Annotated in this window: 10 protein-coding genes; 7 read left to right on the top strand and 3 right to left on the bottom strand. The window is 72.3% G+C overall.

What is annotated here, in order from left to right; all coding sequences use genetic code 11:
* The first annotated feature begins 21 nt into the window (after window positions 1–21).
* Entirely contained in the window at window positions 22–1,482 is a 1,461-nt protein-coding gene (locus AC07D6_RS04640) for an aminotransferase class I/II-fold pyridoxal phosphate-dependent enzyme (protein ID WP_479041948.1), read from the top strand.
* 57 nt (window positions 1,483–1,539) lie between these two features.
* Here the strand turns inward: AC07D6_RS04640 and AC07D6_RS04635 are convergent, their stop codons facing one another.
* The gene (locus tag AC07D6_RS04635) at window positions 1,540–2,250 is read right to left on the bottom strand and encodes a hypothetical protein (RefSeq protein ID WP_479041945.1); all 711 of its coding nucleotides are present in this window, start codon (window positions 2,248–2,250) and stop codon (window positions 1,540–1,542) included.
* Between the two features lie 79 nt (window positions 2,251–2,329).
* Window positions 2,330–2,584: a hypothetical protein gene (locus AC07D6_RS04630; RefSeq protein ID WP_479041943.1), complete on the bottom strand. Its 255-nt coding sequence runs from the start codon at window positions 2,582–2,584 to the stop codon at window positions 2,330–2,332.
* A gap of 132 nt (window positions 2,585–2,716) precedes the next feature.
* Here AC07D6_RS04630 and AC07D6_RS04625 point away from each other — a divergent pair, with 132 nt between their 5' ends.
* The 5 genes from AC07D6_RS04625 (at window position 2,717) to AC07D6_RS04605 (ending at window position 14,072) form a co-directional block, all read left to right on the top strand.
* Window positions 2,717–4,765 (top strand): FUSC family protein, encoded by a 2,049-nt coding sequence (locus tag AC07D6_RS04625; RefSeq protein WP_479041941.1) that lies wholly within the window; start codon window positions 2,717–2,719, stop codon window positions 4,763–4,765.
* Between the two features lie 543 nt (window positions 4,766–5,308).
* Entirely contained in the window at window positions 5,309–5,605 is a 297-nt protein-coding gene (locus AC07D6_RS04620; RefSeq protein WP_479041939.1) for a VOC family protein, read from the top strand.
* 114 nt (window positions 5,606–5,719) lie between these two features.
* On the top strand, window positions 5,720–8,179 hold the full coding sequence (locus AC07D6_RS04615; RefSeq protein WP_479041937.1) for a SpoIIE family protein phosphatase: 2,460 nt from the start codon (window positions 5,720–5,722) through the stop codon (window positions 8,177–8,179).
* A 308-nt stretch (window positions 8,180–8,487) separates the two neighbouring features.
* Window positions 8,488–10,314 carry a hypothetical protein gene (locus tag AC07D6_RS04610; protein WP_479041935.1) on the top strand — a complete coding sequence of 609 codons (1,827 nt, stop codon included), beginning with the start codon at window positions 8,488–8,490 and terminating at the stop codon, window positions 10,312–10,314.
* Complete coding sequence (locus tag AC07D6_RS04605) at window positions 10,311–14,072, top strand: hypothetical protein (RefSeq protein WP_479041933.1); 3,762 nt, start codon at window positions 10,311–10,313, stop codon at window positions 14,070–14,072. Before AC07D6_RS04610 ends, AC07D6_RS04605 begins: the two co-directional genes overlap by 4 nt.
* A 315-nt stretch (window positions 14,073–14,387) precedes the next feature.
* Here the strand turns inward: AC07D6_RS04605 and AC07D6_RS04600 are convergent, their stop codons facing one another.
* Window positions 14,388–15,224 (bottom strand): lytic polysaccharide monooxygenase auxiliary activity family 9 protein, encoded by an 837-nt coding sequence (locus AC07D6_RS04600; protein ID WP_479041931.1) that lies wholly within the window; start codon window positions 15,222–15,224, stop codon window positions 14,388–14,390.
* A 214-nt stretch (window positions 15,225–15,438) separates the two neighbouring features.
* Here AC07D6_RS04600 and AC07D6_RS04595 point away from each other — a divergent pair, with 214 nt between their 5' ends.
* Window positions 15,439–15,732 carry a hypothetical protein gene (locus AC07D6_RS04595; RefSeq protein ID WP_315878000.1) on the top strand — a complete coding sequence of 98 codons (294 nt, stop codon included), beginning with the start codon at window positions 15,439–15,441 and terminating at the stop codon, window positions 15,730–15,732.
* Window positions 15,733–15,884: the final 152 nt, after the last annotated feature.

Below are 15,884 nucleotides of genomic sequence, written 5' to 3'. Positions count from 1 at the left end.
AACGTACGAGGGAGACGACTCATGGATCACTCTCGGGTGCCCGTCCTCGAAGCGCTGGAGGAGTTCAGGCGGCGCGGGGACGTCGTGTACGGCCCGCCGGGGCACAAGCAGGGCCTCGGCGTCGATCCCAGGGTGCTGGAGATCCTCGGGGAGGACCTGTTCCGGGCGGACGTGCTGTCGCTGAACGGCCTGGACGACCGCCGCGAGTCGCAGGGGGTGCTCTCGCAGGCCCAGGAGCTGATGGCGGACGCGGTGGGGGCGGAGCACGCCTTCTTCTCCACGTGCGGCAGTTCGCTCTCGGTGAAGACCGCGATGCTGGCGGTGGCCGGGCCCGGTGAGAAGCTGCTGATCTCCCGCAACGCCCACAAATCGGTGATCGCCGCGGTGATCGTCAACGGGGTGGAGCCGGTGTGGGTCCACCCGAAGTTCGACGCGGAACGCCACCTGGCGCACCCGCCGGAGCCGGACGACGTGCGCCGGTCCCTGGAGGCCCACCCGGACGCCAAGGGCATGCTGCTGATCACCCCGACCGACTGGGGGTCGTGCGCGGACATCCGCGGTGTCGCCGAGGTGTGCCACGCGTACGGCGTGCCGCTCATCGTCGACGAGGCGTGGGGCGCCCACCTGCCGTTCCACCCGGAGCTGCCGTCGTGGGGCATGGACGCCGGGGCCGACCTGGTCGTGACGAGCGTGCACAAGATGGGCGGGGCGGTCGAGCAGAGTTCCGTCTTCCACCTCCAGGGCGACCGCGTGTCCCCCGAGGTGCTGCAGCAGCGGGAGGACCTGCTGGGCACGACCAGCTCGTCGTCGCTGGTGTACGCGACGCTCGACGGGTGGCGGCGGCAGATGGTCGAGCAGGGCCACGACCTGCTGGAGACCGCGCTGCGGCGGGCCGGCCGGGTGCGGGAGGCGGTCGCGGGCCTGCCGGGGCTGCGGCTCCTCGACGACGCCGTCGTACGGGAGGGCCTCACGGCGGAGATCGACCCGCTGAAGATCACCATCGATGTGCGGGAACTGGGCATCAGCGGCATGCAGGCCGCCGAGTGGCTGCGGGCGGAGCGCCACGTCGACGTCGGCGCGTCCGACACGTGCCGGATCAGCGCGATCCTGACGCACGCCGACGACGACCGGACCGAGAACGTGCTGTGCGACGCGCTGCGGGCCCTGGTCGAGAACGCGGACTCCCTCGAACGGCCGCGCCCGGTGCGCCTTCCGAAGCCGGGCGCGCTGGAGCTGGAGCAGGCGATGCTGCCCCGTACGGCGTTCTTCGCGGAGGCCGAGCACGTACCGGCGGAGAAGGCCGCGGGCCGGATCGCCGCGGAGATGATCAGCCCCTACCCGCCGGGGGTCCCGGTGGTCGCGCCGGGCGAGGTCATCACGCAGGACGTGGTGGACTACCTGCGCAGCGGGGTCGCCGCGGGGATGCTGGTGCCCGACGCGGCCGACGGGACGCTGGAGACGTTCCGGGTCACCGCCGGGTGAGGGGCGCCGGACCCGCTCCGGACCCGCCGCGGTGGCGGGGCCGGCCGCTCCCCGCGGTCACTTCTTCTGGACGCGCGCCGTGCGGTAGAGCTCGGTGGTCAGCCGCCTGAGCTCCTGCACGGACGTGTCGAGCTCGGTGGCGGCGACGGTGCTGTGGTCGGCCCAGACGCACATGGCGACCGGTCTCGTGATGGCGGTGCCGTGCATGTCCTGGTACGTGTACTCGCCCTCGCGGCACCGCATGACCGCCCCCTCGTACCCGTCGAGGCGGACGGGCCGGGGAGGGCCGTCCCACTTCTCGCCCGAGGGCCGGAAGGGGGACTGTTCGCCCCGGTCGATCGAGCGGAACATGGCGCGCAGCGCCGCGTCCGGGTCGGGCACATTCCCCTGGAGCCCGCGGAAGACGAGGTACCGGCTGTACTCCCCGCCCGGCTCCCCCGCCTCGTAGTCGGCACCCGTGCCGGAGGCCCCGACGACGATGCGGCGCGCGTCGCTCGGGTTGATGCCGATGCCTCCCACCTCGGTCTGCACGAGTTCGCAGTCCGAGTCCGAAGGCATCCCCCCGCAGCTCACGCGGCCGACGTACGTGTCCCCGAAGCGCCTCTCCTCCTGGAACGCGCCCACCGACCGGGGCGGGTCCAGCCGGTAGCCCCGGGTCCCGACGTCCTCGGTCAGCACCGGGAGCACCGTGTGGAGGCACGCCGCGAACACGGCGAGCGCCGCCATGCCGACGGCCAGCAGGGCCGGTCTCCGCCGTACGGCGTACATGGGTCCCCTTTCGTCAGTTCAGGGGGTTCGACCGCCGTGAACCACGAATGGTTGCCCTGCCCGCCGGGGTGTTCGCCGGTCAGCCCCGGCTGTCGCCGTCCGCGCGGTCCGGCCCGTCCGCCCCCTCCGTCGGTACCGCGCGGTCCTCGGGGTCCTTCTCGACCCCGGCGAGCTGCTCTCCGCCCGCCGTGCCCTCACCCGGCCGGTAGCCCTCGGCCGTGCTCGCCGTGCCGGGCACGTCGCGGCGGTGTGCCGTGTCCTCCGCGCCCGAGCCGGCGCCGGGCGCCTCGCGGCTCCGCTCGCGGGCGCGGTCGCGTGACGTCTCGTCGTTCATGTCGTCTCCCAGTTCGGCGTGGTGGGAGGCCCGGGTACCCGCCGGCCGGTGGATCTATCTCCCCCGCCCGGCCACGACACGCCCCGGCGGGACGACCGGGCGGGTGGGAGGGGACGACCTACCCTCGACGCCATGACCTGGCTCCGCGCCCTGAAGGCGACCGCCCGCTCGGGTCTCGCGGTGCAGCGGCGGCGGCTGGAGCCGCTCGTGGCGCTGCGCGCCGCCGCCGGGCTGGCGCTGGTGGTGCTGGTGAGCGCCGCCGTGGGCGGTCCGGCGATGGCGGCCAGTTCGGCGTTCGGTGCGTTCCAGGCGGCCATGGCCACGTTCCAGCGCAGTTGGCGGCCGCGGCCGACGCTGGCGCTGGTCTCCGGGCTGACCCTGTCCGTCTCCACGTTCCTGGGCTACGTCTGCGGCGGGCACCTGGCGGTGTTCCTGGTGCTGCTGGCCGTGTGGACGTTCCTCTCGGGCCTGGCGTGGACGGCGGGGCCGACCGTGGGGCTGATCGCCTCGTCCAACGTGGCGATCATGCTGGTCACGGTCACCCTGCCCACGTCGGTCGCGGACGCCGCCGTGCACGCGGCGGTGATCGCGGCGGGCGGGGTGGTCCAGGCCGGGCTGATCGTGCTGTTCCCGGTGCGCCGCTGGGGCCCGCAGCGCGACGCGCTCGCCGACGCGCTGGCGACCGTGGCGGACTACGCCCGGCGGCTGCGCCACGACCCGTACGCCTCGTTCGACCCGGTCCCGCTGATGACGGCCCGCAACGCCGCCGCCGTCACGCCCCGGCAGGCCCGCCGCCGCCCCGGCGAGCTGCACGGCGTCCGGGGGCTGGCCGAGCGGATCCGTCCCGTCCTGGCGTCCCTGGCCGACCCGGCGGTGGGCGCGCCCGCGGAGGGCCCCGGCCGTGACCGCGCGCGGGAGCTGCTGGACGCGGCCGGGGCGGTACTGGACGCGGCCGCCCGGGCGGTCCGGCACGGCGCGCCGCTCGACGTGCCGCCCGGCGCCCTCGCCGCGCTGCGCACCCCGGACACCCCGGCCGTCCTGGGGACGGCGCCCGCCCGGCGGGCCGCCGCCCGGCTCGCCGCGCTCCTGGAGGCGGTGGTGAAGGCGGCGGGGCCCACCGGCCGGCGGGCGGGCCCCGAGGAGCTCCGCGCGCAACCGGGCCTGCTGAGCCTGGTCCCGGTCGTCGTGCGGGACGTCCGGGCCGAGGTGCGGTACCGCGACTCGCCGTACCTGCGGCACGCGATCCGGGTGACGGCGGTCGCCACGGCCGGGTACCTCCTGGGGGCGGCGCTGCCGCTGGGGCACGGCTACTGGGCGCCGCTCGCCGCCGTCATGTCGATGCGGCCCGACTTCAGTCAGACGTACGCGCGTTCGGTGGCCCGTTTCGCCGGGACACTGGTGGGGGTGGCCCTGGCGACGGGCGTGGTGCGGCTGGCCACCCCGGGCGCGTACGCGTCGGCGGCACTCGCCGTCGCCAGCGCCTTCGCGACGTACCTGCTGCTGCGGACCGGGTACACCACCGTGCAGGTGTTCGTCTCCGCGTACGTCGTGTTCCTGCTCGGCATGGCGGGCGCGCAGTGGACCCAGACCGTCCCGGAGCGGGTGGTGCTGACCCTGCTGGGCGGGGTCCTCGCGATGCTGGCCTACGCCCTGTACCCGGCGTGGGAGACGCCCCGGCTGCGCGCCCGGCTGGCCGACTGGCTGGCGGCGGCGGCCCGGTACGGCGCCGAGGTGCTGGAGCGGTACGCCCGGCCGGACCGGCTCGCGACGGGTGCCGTCCGGGAGGCGCTGCTGGACGCCCGCGCCGCCCGGGTCGCCTGGCGGGAGGCGGTGGACCGGGCCGCGCACGAGCCGGTGCGGCACCGGGGGCTGTCGCGGACGGCCACCGACGCGTCGGGGCGGGCGGTCGGCCGGTTCGCGCGGGCCGCGGTGGTGCTGGAGGCACACCTGCCGGACCCCTCGGCCGCCCCGTCGCCGGGCGCCGCGGCGCTGGCGGAGGCGCTGCGCGGGGCGGCGGAGCGGGGCGCGGCGGACATCAGGGAGCGGCGCGTGCCGCGCTGGGGCGAGGTCCGGGCGGCGCTCGACGCGGCGGAGGCGTCCGCCGACCCCGTCGTGCGGGCGGGGGCGCGCCAGTTGTTGGAGTCCCTGGAGGAGCTGTCGGAGGCACTGGCCGCCGAGTAGCCGCCGCCCGGACGGGACCCGGCGGGCGTCCCCGCTCGCCCCGCCCGCCGCGGGCAGGCCGACGGGCGGCGGGGAGGGGACGGCGGGGCGGACGCGGTGGCGGCGCGGTCACCGGGGGCCGGGTGCGGCCCGGCGGCACCGTGTCCGTCCGCCGGAACGCGCTGCTCCCGGCGCGGTGCGTCACCTCCCGCCGGGCCGGGCCGCGACGGGCGCGGCGGCCCGGCACCGGGCCCGGCGGGACGGCACGCACGACGCGGCGCGACGCCCAGGCGGGGGGCCGGGCGTACCCAAGGAGCCGCGGGGCCGGTGGCGGGCCCGCCACGGGGCGGACAGCGACCGGCCGCGACCGCGGTGAAGGCGGTCCACGCCCCGGGACGGCCGTTCCGCCACCCGCACGCCTCCGGAGGGGGCCGCGCGTCACCGGTTCGCCCGCCACGGGCGCGCGGCCGGGGGGCGGGGGTGCCACGCTGAGCCGTGAGGGTCCCCCGCCCCGCCCGGGTCCCGCGTCCGCCCCGGGCCCGCCGCGTGACGGAAGGAACCACCGTGATCACCACTGACTTCGTCCCCGGCTCCCCGTGCCGGCTGGACCTCGGTGCGCCCGACACCGGGGCGGCCGCCGGGTCCTACCGGTCCGTCTTCGGCTGGGAGTACCGGCCCGTGGGCCCGGAGGCGGGCGACTACGGCGTCTTCCGGCTGGACGGCGAGGCGGTCGCCGGGGTCGCGGCGGGCGGCGGCACGGTCCGGACGGGGCCGAAGGACGCGGAGGGCACCGGCCGGTTGGCGATCTGCGCCGACCCGGCCGGCGCCGGGTTCGTCGTCCTCGCTCCGGCCCGGGGCTGAGGCCGGGAGCGGGGCGGTGCGACGGGCCGGCCCGCTCCCGGAGCCCGGGACCACCGGGCTCCGGGGCCCCGGCAGCGCTTGCCGGGGCCGTCCTCCCGTACGAGGGTGATGGCGATGGACACGCCGCTGCGAACGTTCACCGAGAGCCCGGAGGACCCCTTCTCCCTTCACCGGGCGGCGACGGCCGTCCTCGACGCGCGGGGCACGGTCGTCGGCTGGAGCAAGCTCGCCGAGGACCTGCTCGGCTACCGGGCCGAGGACGTCATCGGCCGCCACGCGCTGAGCGCGCTGGTCGACGTGGCGGACCGGGCCGCCGCCTCGGAGGCGATCACGGCGTGCGTCGGGGCGGGCGGCTGGTTCGGGGTGCTGCCGGTGCGCCGGAAGGACGGGCGGACGCTGCGGATGGGTTTTCGCGCGCGGCTCGTCCTGCGGGCCGGGTACCACGAGGAGTGGTTCCTGGCCGGCGCGCCGGCGGACGAGGTGATCCAGTGGGAGACCGACCGGTCGCTGCTCGACGGGATCTTCCGCCGCTGCCCCATCGGGGTCAGCGTGCACGGCCCGGACCTGGGCATCCTGCGGGTCAACCAGGCCGTCGCCCTGTTCGCGGACGCACCCGCCGACGCGCTGCGGGGGGCTCGGCTGGGTGATTTCCTCGTCGCGCCGGACGCGCGGACCGCGGAGCACGGGCTGCGGTCGGTCGTGGAGACCGGCCGTCCCCTGATCTTCACCGAGCAGCCGTGCCGGCTGCTGTCCGATCCGCCGGGCCGGGAGCGGTTCGTGGCCGTGTCGGCCTTCCGGATGCAGGACCCGGCCGGGGAGGTGCTGGGCGTCACCCAGTTCGTGGAGGACGTGACCGACCGGGAGCGGGCCCGGCGGCGGCTCGCCCTGCTGAACGACGCCAGCGAGCGGATCGGCACGACCCTCGACGTCGCCCGTACGGCGCAGGAGCTGGCGCGGGTGGCGGTGCCCGGCCTCGCGGACTGCGTGGCCGTGGACCTGCTGGAACCGGTCGTACGGGGTGGGGAGCCCGAGTCGGACACCTCGGGGCGCCTGCACCGGGCGGCGCTGAGCTGCGTCACGGAGCTGCCGCCGCCGGCCGCGCGCCGCCCCGGCGGCGAGGTGGTGTTCGCTCCGGACCCGCCCCAGGCGCGGTGCCTGCGGGAGCGGCGGCCCCTGCTGGAGACGGGCGGGGCGGGGCGGGCGGAGGGCACCGGACCGGCGGGGCGGGAGGCGGACGCGCACTCGCTGATGGTGGTGCCGCTGAGCGCCCGCGGGGCCGTGCTGGGCGTGGTGAGCCTGTGGCGCGCGTACCGGCCCGACCCGTTCGAGGAGGACGACCTGACGCTGGCCGCGGAGTTCGCCGCGCGGGCCGCCGTCTCCATCGACAACGCCCGCCGCTACACGCAGCAGCGGACGGCGGCGCTGTCGCTGCAGCGGAGCCTCCTCCCGGCGGACGTGCCGGAGCACCCGGCGGTGCAGGTCGCCCACCGGTACCTGCCGGCGGGCGACGCCACGGAGGTCGGCGGGGACTGGTTCGACGTGATCCCGCTGTCCGGCGCCCGCGTCGCCCTGGTGGTGGGCGACGTGGTCGGGCACGGGGTGCCGGCGGCGGCGACGATGGGGCGGCTGCGCACGGCCGTGCACACCCTGGCCGGGCTCGACCTGGAGCCCGACGAGGTGCTGTCGCAGTTGGACGACCTGGTCGGGCGGATCGCCGGGGAGCAGGAGGCGACGGGTCCGGTGACCGGGGAGCAGATCGTGGGCGCCACGTGTCTGTACGCGGTGTACGACCCGATCTCGCGGCGCTGTTCGCTGGCACGGGCCGGGCATCCGCCCCCCGTGGTGGTCACGCCGGACGGGCGGCCCGAACTCGCCGAACTGCCCGCCGGTCCACCGCTGGGACTGGGCGGTCTGCCGTTCGAGAGCGTCGAGTTCGAGCTGCCGGAGGGCAGTCTGCTCGCCCTCTACACGGACGGGCTCGTCGAGTCGGGCCGGTACGACATCGAAGAGGGGCTCGCGCTGCTGTACGAGGTGCTGGGCGAGCGGGAGAGCGACCTGGACGCCCTGTGCGCGAAGGTGACCCGGACCGTGATGCCCGAGCACCCCACCGACGACGTGGCGGTGCTCCTCGCCCGGACGCGGGTCCTCGCCGACGACAGGGTGGCGACGTGGACGCTGCCGGCCGAGCCGACCGCGGCGCAGCGGGCGCGGCGGCTGACGGCGACGCGGCTGGAGGAGTGGGGGCTGGACGACCTGGTGCTCACGACGGAGCTGATCGTCAGCGAACTGGTGACCAACGCCTACCGGTACGCGTCCGGGCCGGTGCAGCTTCGCCTGATCCGGGACTCGGCGCTGATCTGCGAGGTGTCCGACGGCAGTACGACGGCCCCGCACCTGCGGCGGGCCCGTAGCACCGACGAGGGTGGCCGCGGCCTGTTCCTGGTGGCGCAGCTGACCGAGCGCTGGGGCGCCCGGTACACCCGTGACGGCAAGACGGTCTGGACGGAACAGCCACTGAACGGCACGCCCGGCGACCGGGGTCCGGTCGGGGCGGCCGGGGCGCTGGGGGGGTAGCGGCGCTGCCGGGGGCGGCAGGACCACCGGTCGGCAGGCCCGGGGCGCGCCGGGCTCCGTTCCCTCGCCGTGCAGGGTCCCCGCCGGCAACAGAGGCATCCAGGACGGACGTCTCGCAGTTCACCGACGCGCCCGCTGAAGACCGCTTCACCCGTTCGGCGGTATGCGCGCGACAGTCCACGGCGACGGAGTGACCGTGGATGGGGGGCATCTCCAGGGGGTCGTACCTCTCCGCGCCTTCGCCGAGTCGGGGTTTCCCGGCAGCGGACGGCGCGCCATTCATGTGACGCATCCGGGAAGGATTACGCATGTCACTCGAACAGTCACTTTCCGAACTGCAGGCGGAGTCTCATCTCCCCGTCGACGCGAGCTCCCCTGCTTTCGACGATCACGAGCTGCTCTCGAATCGGCAGATGCTGCTGGTGTACGACATGGTCGTCTCCGTCAAGCAGAAGGCCGTCAACGACCAACTCGACGCCCTCAAGGTCATACCGAAGACCATTCGTCTGCGGCGGAAGCCGGGCAGTGACGGGGAGTACCAGTACGAGAAGATCGCCAAGAACGAAAAGCCGCCGGACATAAAGCAGGGCAGCGAGTGGAGCGATTACATCGACGCCCGGGTGAGGCCGGAGTTCCTCGTCCACCGGAGCGACTCGCAGCGTTTGATCCTCAAGTTCCGCCTGATCTCCGGAACCGCGGTGTTCAGCGAGAGAGGAAGCTCGGGGCGCGTCCGCATAGAGAAACACGCCTTCAGCGAAAAGGGGAGCTGGTTCCTGGGCATAGAGACTCGGCCGCAACTGGGCGACTGGAACCACGGACAGGCCGCGGATTCCACGTACGTGTCCGAGGACACCAGGGAGGCCCTTCGGAAGCGCCAGGAGAAGATGTACAGCATCAAACACCTGTACGTCGGAATCAAGGACGCGGACTTGTCGGCGTACGACCGCGACCACTCCTCGTTCGACATGGAGGAACACGACGCGCAACGGCAGGAACTGGTGCTCTCCGTGCTGGCCGGATTCCTGGACTTCCACTACAAGAAGAGCAAGGAAGGAAACGGGCGTTCCTTCGTCGTGGGGTACTCGGTGAACCACCCGGCCAGTACCGACACGACGGGGAGTGACGAATACGGTGTCCCGGACGAGATGAAGCCGGTGGAGGTGACGTTCTCGACGACGCGCTGCGACCAGAACCCGGACATCAGCACCGTCGACTTCTACTCCATCACCAAGGCGGGTACTCCCGGCCCCATTCGCCCGGTGCCGCACCGGCACGAGCAGCCGTGGATCACCTCGGACGACGACTGTGACGGCATCATCCGGTTCGGACCGAAGGCGTTCACACTGCCGCTGCTCTTCAAGCCGCTCCACCGGCTGATGGCCGAGAACGTGGGAACACTCGCCTCGGTGATCTCGAAGGAAAAGCTCAAGAGCACGCAGTGGGGCGCCCCTTACACAGTGGCGCACGAAGAACTGAGAACGACGGCCCTGGTCACCTACAGTGCCGACCCCGTCGCGGACGATCCCCCCTTCATCGTCCACCACGTCTACAGTTTCGTCAGGGCCCACTGGAACTACCCGTACGACAAGAAGAACCGCTTCGCGCTGTACGGCGATCTGACGCTGTACAAGCTGACCGTCCGCACGGGGCAGGAACCCGACCAGTGCGAAGCCGAACTGGCAGGTCGCTGGGAAGACAACACGGTCCGCTGGCTGGACTACTTCGAGCTGGTGACACAGCGGAACAGCAAGACCAATGACATGGAAATGGTCCTGCGGCAGGTCGACCAGGGCCTGACGTGGCCGGCCCGGGTGAAGTGTGCCCGCGGCTTCGCCCATTGCACGGGGGACGGAAATGAATGGGATCTTGACAAGTACTACGACGCCGCGAAGAACGCCGCGAACAGCCTCTACAGCGAGTACACCGGAAAAAAGAAGAAGAGCGTCAAGGAAGACATGAGCGTCGACGGCAGGAACATCGACAGTGCGCTCGAGGAGGCCGTCAGGCATCTCTCCCTGCCGCTGACGCTGCCTGCCGGCGGAGAGTTCTACTTCCGCAACGGGACGATCGACCAGGGGGGAATTCTGGCAGCAGAAGTGACCTACAAGACCGCGCGTCAGGAGGACCCGGCATGACCACCGCCCCAACCCGGCCCCGGGACGTCCCCGCCACCTTCCTGGGGGCACAGCAGGGCAAGCAGCTCACCGAGATCGCACCCGTCGACGTGGTGACCCTGCCGAAACCCGACAACTCCACGGGGAAGGCGCTCAAAGCGAGGATCTCCTGTGAGCTGATGACGAACCAGCTCCCTCTGACGCCCATCGACCCGGCTCGTGGATGCCGCCTCCTGCAGGACGGCGCCGGTCATCCCATGCTGCTGTCGCTGGGCACGTACGGGCACCTGTGGATGCACCGTTTCGACAACACCTCGCGTACCGGCTGGCAGATGATCGATCTGTCGAAGGAGTTCGCCAAGCACCTCGGCAAGGACGTCACGCAGGTCTGTGCCTTCGACACCGTGCAGGACGCGAAGGGAAGGATCAGCGTCGCGGTGGCGGTCCGCAGCACGAAAGACAACGAGGCGGAGACCCGGGAACTCTTCGCGGCCACCCTCATACCGGCCAACACCGCCCCCGAGGAGTGGCAGAAGCTGCCCGCCATCATGACGAAGATCAGCGGGGTGCCCAACGACTTCGAGGTACAGCAGGTGTGCCTGGGGACCGACGACAGCGCCGAGGACACGCCGACTGGGGACAGCACCGACGGGCCCCTGCTGACGGTCGCCGGCGCCACGGGCACCGGCTCCGAGAAGAAGTACGCCTATTACGAGGCGTTCCTCCCGGAGGGTACGGCGAAGAAGCGGGAATACCCGGAAGACCTGTCCTCGGTCGAACAAGTGGCCGCAGGGCACCACGACGGGCACCGCGCGACGTTCTTCCTCTACCGTGCGCCCACCGGCGACGGCAAAGGCGGCACCCGTACCCAACTGACGGCCAAGGAGGCACACGGGAACCGCACGTGGTCCTTCAGCCCCGGCTCCGACAACGACGCGCTTCCCAAGGACCTCGAGTACTACTGCGTGACCCCGGTCACCTACCCCGGTCAGGACGACGACGACATGACGTCCGACGTGTACGCGGGGACCAACCACGGACTGGTGGTCTTCCCCGACGGCAAAGGGGACACGTACCAGACCATCGACGAGGACCTGAAGGACATCCACTCGATCGTCGTCACGGACGCCGGGGACAAGATCGGCGTGTGGGCCCTCCACAAGGATGTCGCGAAGGGCCTCACCTACATCCCGGGCGACCGTGGCAGCGAGTCCCTGACCTTCCACCTGCCGACGGAGTTCCTGGAGAACGCCGTCACGCTGGCGGCCAGCAAGAACGCCTCCCACCCGGCGGAGTTGGCGGTTGCCGACTCCAAGGGGCGACTGACCCACCTGTGGCAGGACCCCACGACGACCCTGTGGGAGAAACGCCCCCTGGGCTGGAGCGGTGGCGCGTCGTTCGCCACGGCCACCGGGCCGGTCCCGCCGATCGACGCCACCGCGTTCGAGGCGGAGGAGCAGGCGGCGAAGCAGCCCAAGAGCCTGTGCGTGGACTCCTACACGTCGTCGATCACGCTCGTGGACCCCGACGGCAACCCCGCGTCCCGACTGGAGATCACGGCCCGCGCCTCGCAGACGTGCTACGTGCTGGTCAACCACGAGATGCGGCGCCTGGGGCCCGACCGCGACTCCAAGCTCGTCTGCGACGGCAGCGGCCGCCTGCAGGTGATCGCCTTCGCCACCGGAGTCACCCCGGCGGCGCTGTACCTCCAGTCGGCGGCCTTCAAGGGGCGGGTGATCGTCCGGCCCAGCGGCAAGGCCAACACCGTCCTCCACGGCATCCAGGGCGTCGACAGCCTGAAGGAAGCGAAACGGGGCGACGGGTCCAAGATCGTCCAGGATCAGCCCAACGACGTGGTGGAGGCCGTGGGCATCGTCCTGCCGTCCCTCACCCAGCCCACCGAGCGCGTCAAACCCACCCGGGGGTGCGTGTTCACCACCGTCGAAGAGACACTCAGCGACGATGCCGGGCAGGGGCTCACCACACCGCGCTCCACACTGAAGATCACCTGCAGCGAGCAGAAGGGCTGGCGGGCGGAGACCTCTCCCACGCCGCCCGACCTGCCCCGTGCGGGCAGCACCGCACCGGGTGACGCCCGGGTGTTCAGCTTCTGGGACGACGTCGGTGCCGCCTGGGACGCCATCGTCGCCTGGGCGAAGAAGCGGATCGAACAGCTCAAGAAGAGCGCCAAGATGCTCTTCCAGGCGGTCAAGGAGGGCATAGAGTGCGTCGTCGAGATCGCGGGGAAGGTGTTCACCTTCGTACTCAAGACGGCAGCCCACGTCCTGAAGGCCATCAACAGCGTCCTGAAGCTGATCGGCATCGACCTGATCGCCTGGTTCCGCCACATGCTCGGATGGGACGAGATCCTCAAGACCGCCGAGACGTACGAGAAGATCATCGACAACGGGCTCACCTACGCCGAAGCCCGCCTCAAGAAGGAGAGCGCCAAGTGGCGTAAGAGCGTGAGCGAGAACTTCCAGAAGGCCAAGGGAGAGCTGGAGAACCTGAAGCCGCCGGACGATCTCAAGGGCAAGACACCGTCGCACTTCGACAGTACGGCCGGCACCGTCAGAACGCTGATCGAGGGAGCCGCCACCGTCAGCGGAACCGTCACCGGCCTGATGGAAGACCTCCTCGCGGACACCGACCCCGACACGAAGGACGATCTGTCGTCCCTCGTGGGGGAGGTGTGCGACGCGGTGGAGGAGGCACTGGGAGGCGTCGCCGACGCCCTGACCCAGGAGCTGGCCGACAAGATCATCGCAGCCGTCAACAACCCCGGGCAGGCGAACATCGCCGCTCTGTGGTGCGCGGCGGTCGAGGTGGCACAAAGCGCGCTGGACGGCGGAGCCACCGTCATCGACAAGTTCCTCGAACTCTCCCCCCGGTTCCCGGCCGCCTTGAAGAAGGCGCTGGACGCGCCGTGCGACATTCCCTGGGTGCGGGCCATCGTGGAGTTCCTCCACGAGCTCCTGGGGACCAAGGACCGGGTGAACCTCACGTACCGGGGCGTGGTGTGCCTGGCCCTGGCCATCCCCACGGTGCAGATCAACCGCATCGTCCTCGGCAAGAAGCTGCCCGACGGCATCGACCTCCTGGCCGACGAGAAGCTGTTCGACAAGCTCTGCGGACCGCGAGACGGCGGGCCGACCACGACCCCGAACGCCGATGTGCTGAAAACCGCCTATCTGTTCATGGGCATGGGATCCGCCATCGCTTCCTTCGTGGGCGGGCTTCTCAGTGCGGTCGCTACGGACCGGCGCATCGACGACAAGAAATCTCCCCTGGCGGCCAAACTCAAGAACTGGGCCGGAGGTCTCAACTTCGCCCGGCTGGCCCTCGGTTTTGCTCCCAGTTTCTGGCCCGCCGACATCACCATGAGCCATTGGGCAAGAGGGCTGCGCTGGACGGGATACCTCATCGCCTTCTTCACGGGAACGCTGTACAAGCTCCACAAGACACCCGGCAACAAACCCGCCTGGTACGACAACGGGAAGTGTGTCCTCGACGTGGCGTCCGGCGTCCTGACGCTCGCCGGCACCGCCATCATGTACAACGAAAAGGACAAGAAGGTTGAATGGTACCGCCAGGCGGGCACCTACATCCTCCTCACCCTCAGCGGCGTGACCTCCACCATCACCACGAATCTCAAGAATCCGGTGTACAAGGTGGGCGCCACAGTGGTGCTGCGCGGCGTCACCAGCGTCGGCAACGGATACCTGGCGTCCATCGGCATCTATGAGGCGCTCAGCAACACCGGCGGCAACGACCCGTAAGGAGCGCGGCCCCGACGCGCCCGCCCCGACAGGCCCGTCCCCACCGCCTTGGGGAGGGCGCGCCCTGCTGGGGCGGGCCTCTCCGTCGCGTTGAGGGGTCCGACCCCGGTCGCCCTGCCCGGGCGGTCCTCCCGAAGTGGGGGTTCGGGGGGTTCCCGGGTGAGGCCGTGGCGGACGCGCGGGCCGGGCGCGGACGCCGGTGACTGTGGAAGGAACGGCGCGGCTGCGGGACTTCGCGGAGCCGGGGCCGGTCGCGCTGAACGCCGGCGGTCCGGCGCGGGCCCGGGGGCTCCGCGCCGGACCGCCGGCGGGCCGTCAGGAGGTCCTGCGGCGGCGGGTGGTGAGGAAGCAGGCGGCCGTGATGCCGACCGCGGCCACGCTGGCCAGGGTCTGGGGCAGCACGTTGCGCTCCTGGGCCGTCGTGTCACCGCCGTGGCCGTGGTGGCTGACCGTCGACTTGGACAGGCCCGCCTGGATCTGCTTCTCGGTCGGCGCCTTCGGCGCGGAGGCGACGGCCGCCGCGGAGAACGTGACGTCGGAGCAGCTGTAGAACGCCTCCGGGCTGTCGTTGCGCTGCCAGATCTTGTACAGCAGGTGGCGGCCGGTCCGCTGCGGCAGGGTGCCGTTGAACTCGTACCAGCCGGTCGGCGCCGTCCTCGCGACGTTCGCCACGGCGACCGGGGTCTGGTCGAGGTCCGACCACTTCAGCGGCTTGGTGGGGTCGTATCCCTCCTTGGTGATGTAGACGGTCATCGTGCCGGGGTGCGCGGCGGTGACGCGGTACTTGAAATGCAGCGCGCCCGGGGAGACGGGCGTGGCCGCCCAGTCGGTGCGGGCCCAGTCGAGCGCCTTGTACTTCTCGCGGTTGGCCGAGCAGAGCTTGCCGTCGGGGATCAGCTGGCGGTGCTGCCCGTTGGCGTTGGCGATGTTGACCTCGTTCCAGTCGTAGAGCGGCTGCGTGCCGCTCGTGGCGACGAGGTCCTTGCACACCTGGGTGTCCGGGTTCTCCGGGCCTTCGGCGTAGCAGGTGGCGACGCGGCTGACCGGGCCGTACATGGTGCCGTGCGCCGTCGCCTGCACGGGGGTCAGGACGACGAGCAGGGGTGCCGCGGCGGCTGCCGCCGCTACGCGGGTGGTCTTTCGCAGTGACATGTGGGGGGTCCCTTCCTCAGTGGGGGACTCAAGTCGGGCGGCTCACAAGCAGCTTGGCATTGGACTAGACCAAGTTCAAGGGGTGGGGGGCGACTTCGCGTCCCGCCGCGGCCCGGCCGTCCCGCCGCGGCCCGGCCGTGTCGCCGCACCGGCCGCGTCGTTGCCCAGTGGGGCTGGAAGGCAGCCTCCGTCCGCCTCACGTCAGGAGTGACACATGAGCATCCGTACCGGCACCCGCCTCCTCACGGTCTGCGCCGGCATCGCCGGTGCGGGGATGGTCGCGGCCGTCCCCGCCACGGCCGCCGAGGCGCCGCCCTCGTCGATCAGCACGCCGGTGGCGACCGACCTCAACACGACCGGGCCGCTCGGGTCCCTGACCGGGAGCGAGGCGCAGGACGAGGGCCACCCGGCGGGCCTGCCCGTCGGTGGCGGGCTGCTCGGCGGCCTGCCCACCACCGGGCTCCCGACCGACGGCCTGCCGACCGGCGGCCTGCCGCTGGGAGGCTGACACCGCGCCCCGCGCGGCGCCCGCCCCTCTCCCCCGCCCCGGCCGCGCCGGGAACCGGAGGCCGGCGGGGCGGGCCGGGGGCGGCACGGGGCCGGGCGGCCGGCGGGGAGCGGCGCGGCCGGGGCGGGGCGGCGCAGGGGTGTAGGGGTGGG

This window comes from Streptomyces sp. NPDC045287 (genome assembly GCF_056432325.1).
Note: the sequence above shows the minus strand (reverse complement) of the source record. Positions and strands in the feature narration are given on the sequence as shown.

Coding starts and splice junctions, on each gene's coding strand:
- AC07D6_RS04635 (WP_479041945.1), bottom strand. CDS start 2,250: ATGTACGCCGTACGGCGGAGACCGGCCCTGCTGGCCGTCGGCATGGCG.
- AC07D6_RS04600 (WP_479041931.1), bottom strand. CDS start 15,224: ATGTCACTGCGAAAGACCACCCGCGTAGCGGCGGCAGCCGCCGCGGCA.
- AC07D6_RS04610 (WP_479041935.1), top strand. CDS start 8,488: ATGTCACTCGAACAGTCACTTTCCGAACTGCAGGCGGAGTCTCATCTC.
- AC07D6_RS04605 (WP_479041933.1), top strand. CDS start 10,311: ATGACCACCGCCCCAACCCGGCCCCGGGACGTCCCCGCCACCTTCCTG.
- AC07D6_RS04630 (WP_479041943.1), bottom strand. CDS start 2,584: ATGAACGACGAGACGTCACGCGACCGCGCCCGCGAGCGGAGCCGCGAG.
- AC07D6_RS04595 (WP_315878000.1), top strand. CDS start 15,439: ATGAGCATCCGTACCGGCACCCGCCTCCTCACGGTCTGCGCCGGCATC.
- AC07D6_RS04640 (WP_479041948.1), top strand. CDS start 22: ATGGATCACTCTCGGGTGCCCGTCCTCGAAGCGCTGGAGGAGTTCAGG.
- AC07D6_RS04615 (WP_479041937.1), top strand. CDS start 5,720: ATGGACACGCCGCTGCGAACGTTCACCGAGAGCCCGGAGGACCCCTTC.
- AC07D6_RS04625 (WP_479041941.1), top strand. CDS start 2,717: ATGACCTGGCTCCGCGCCCTGAAGGCGACCGCCCGCTCGGGTCTCGCG.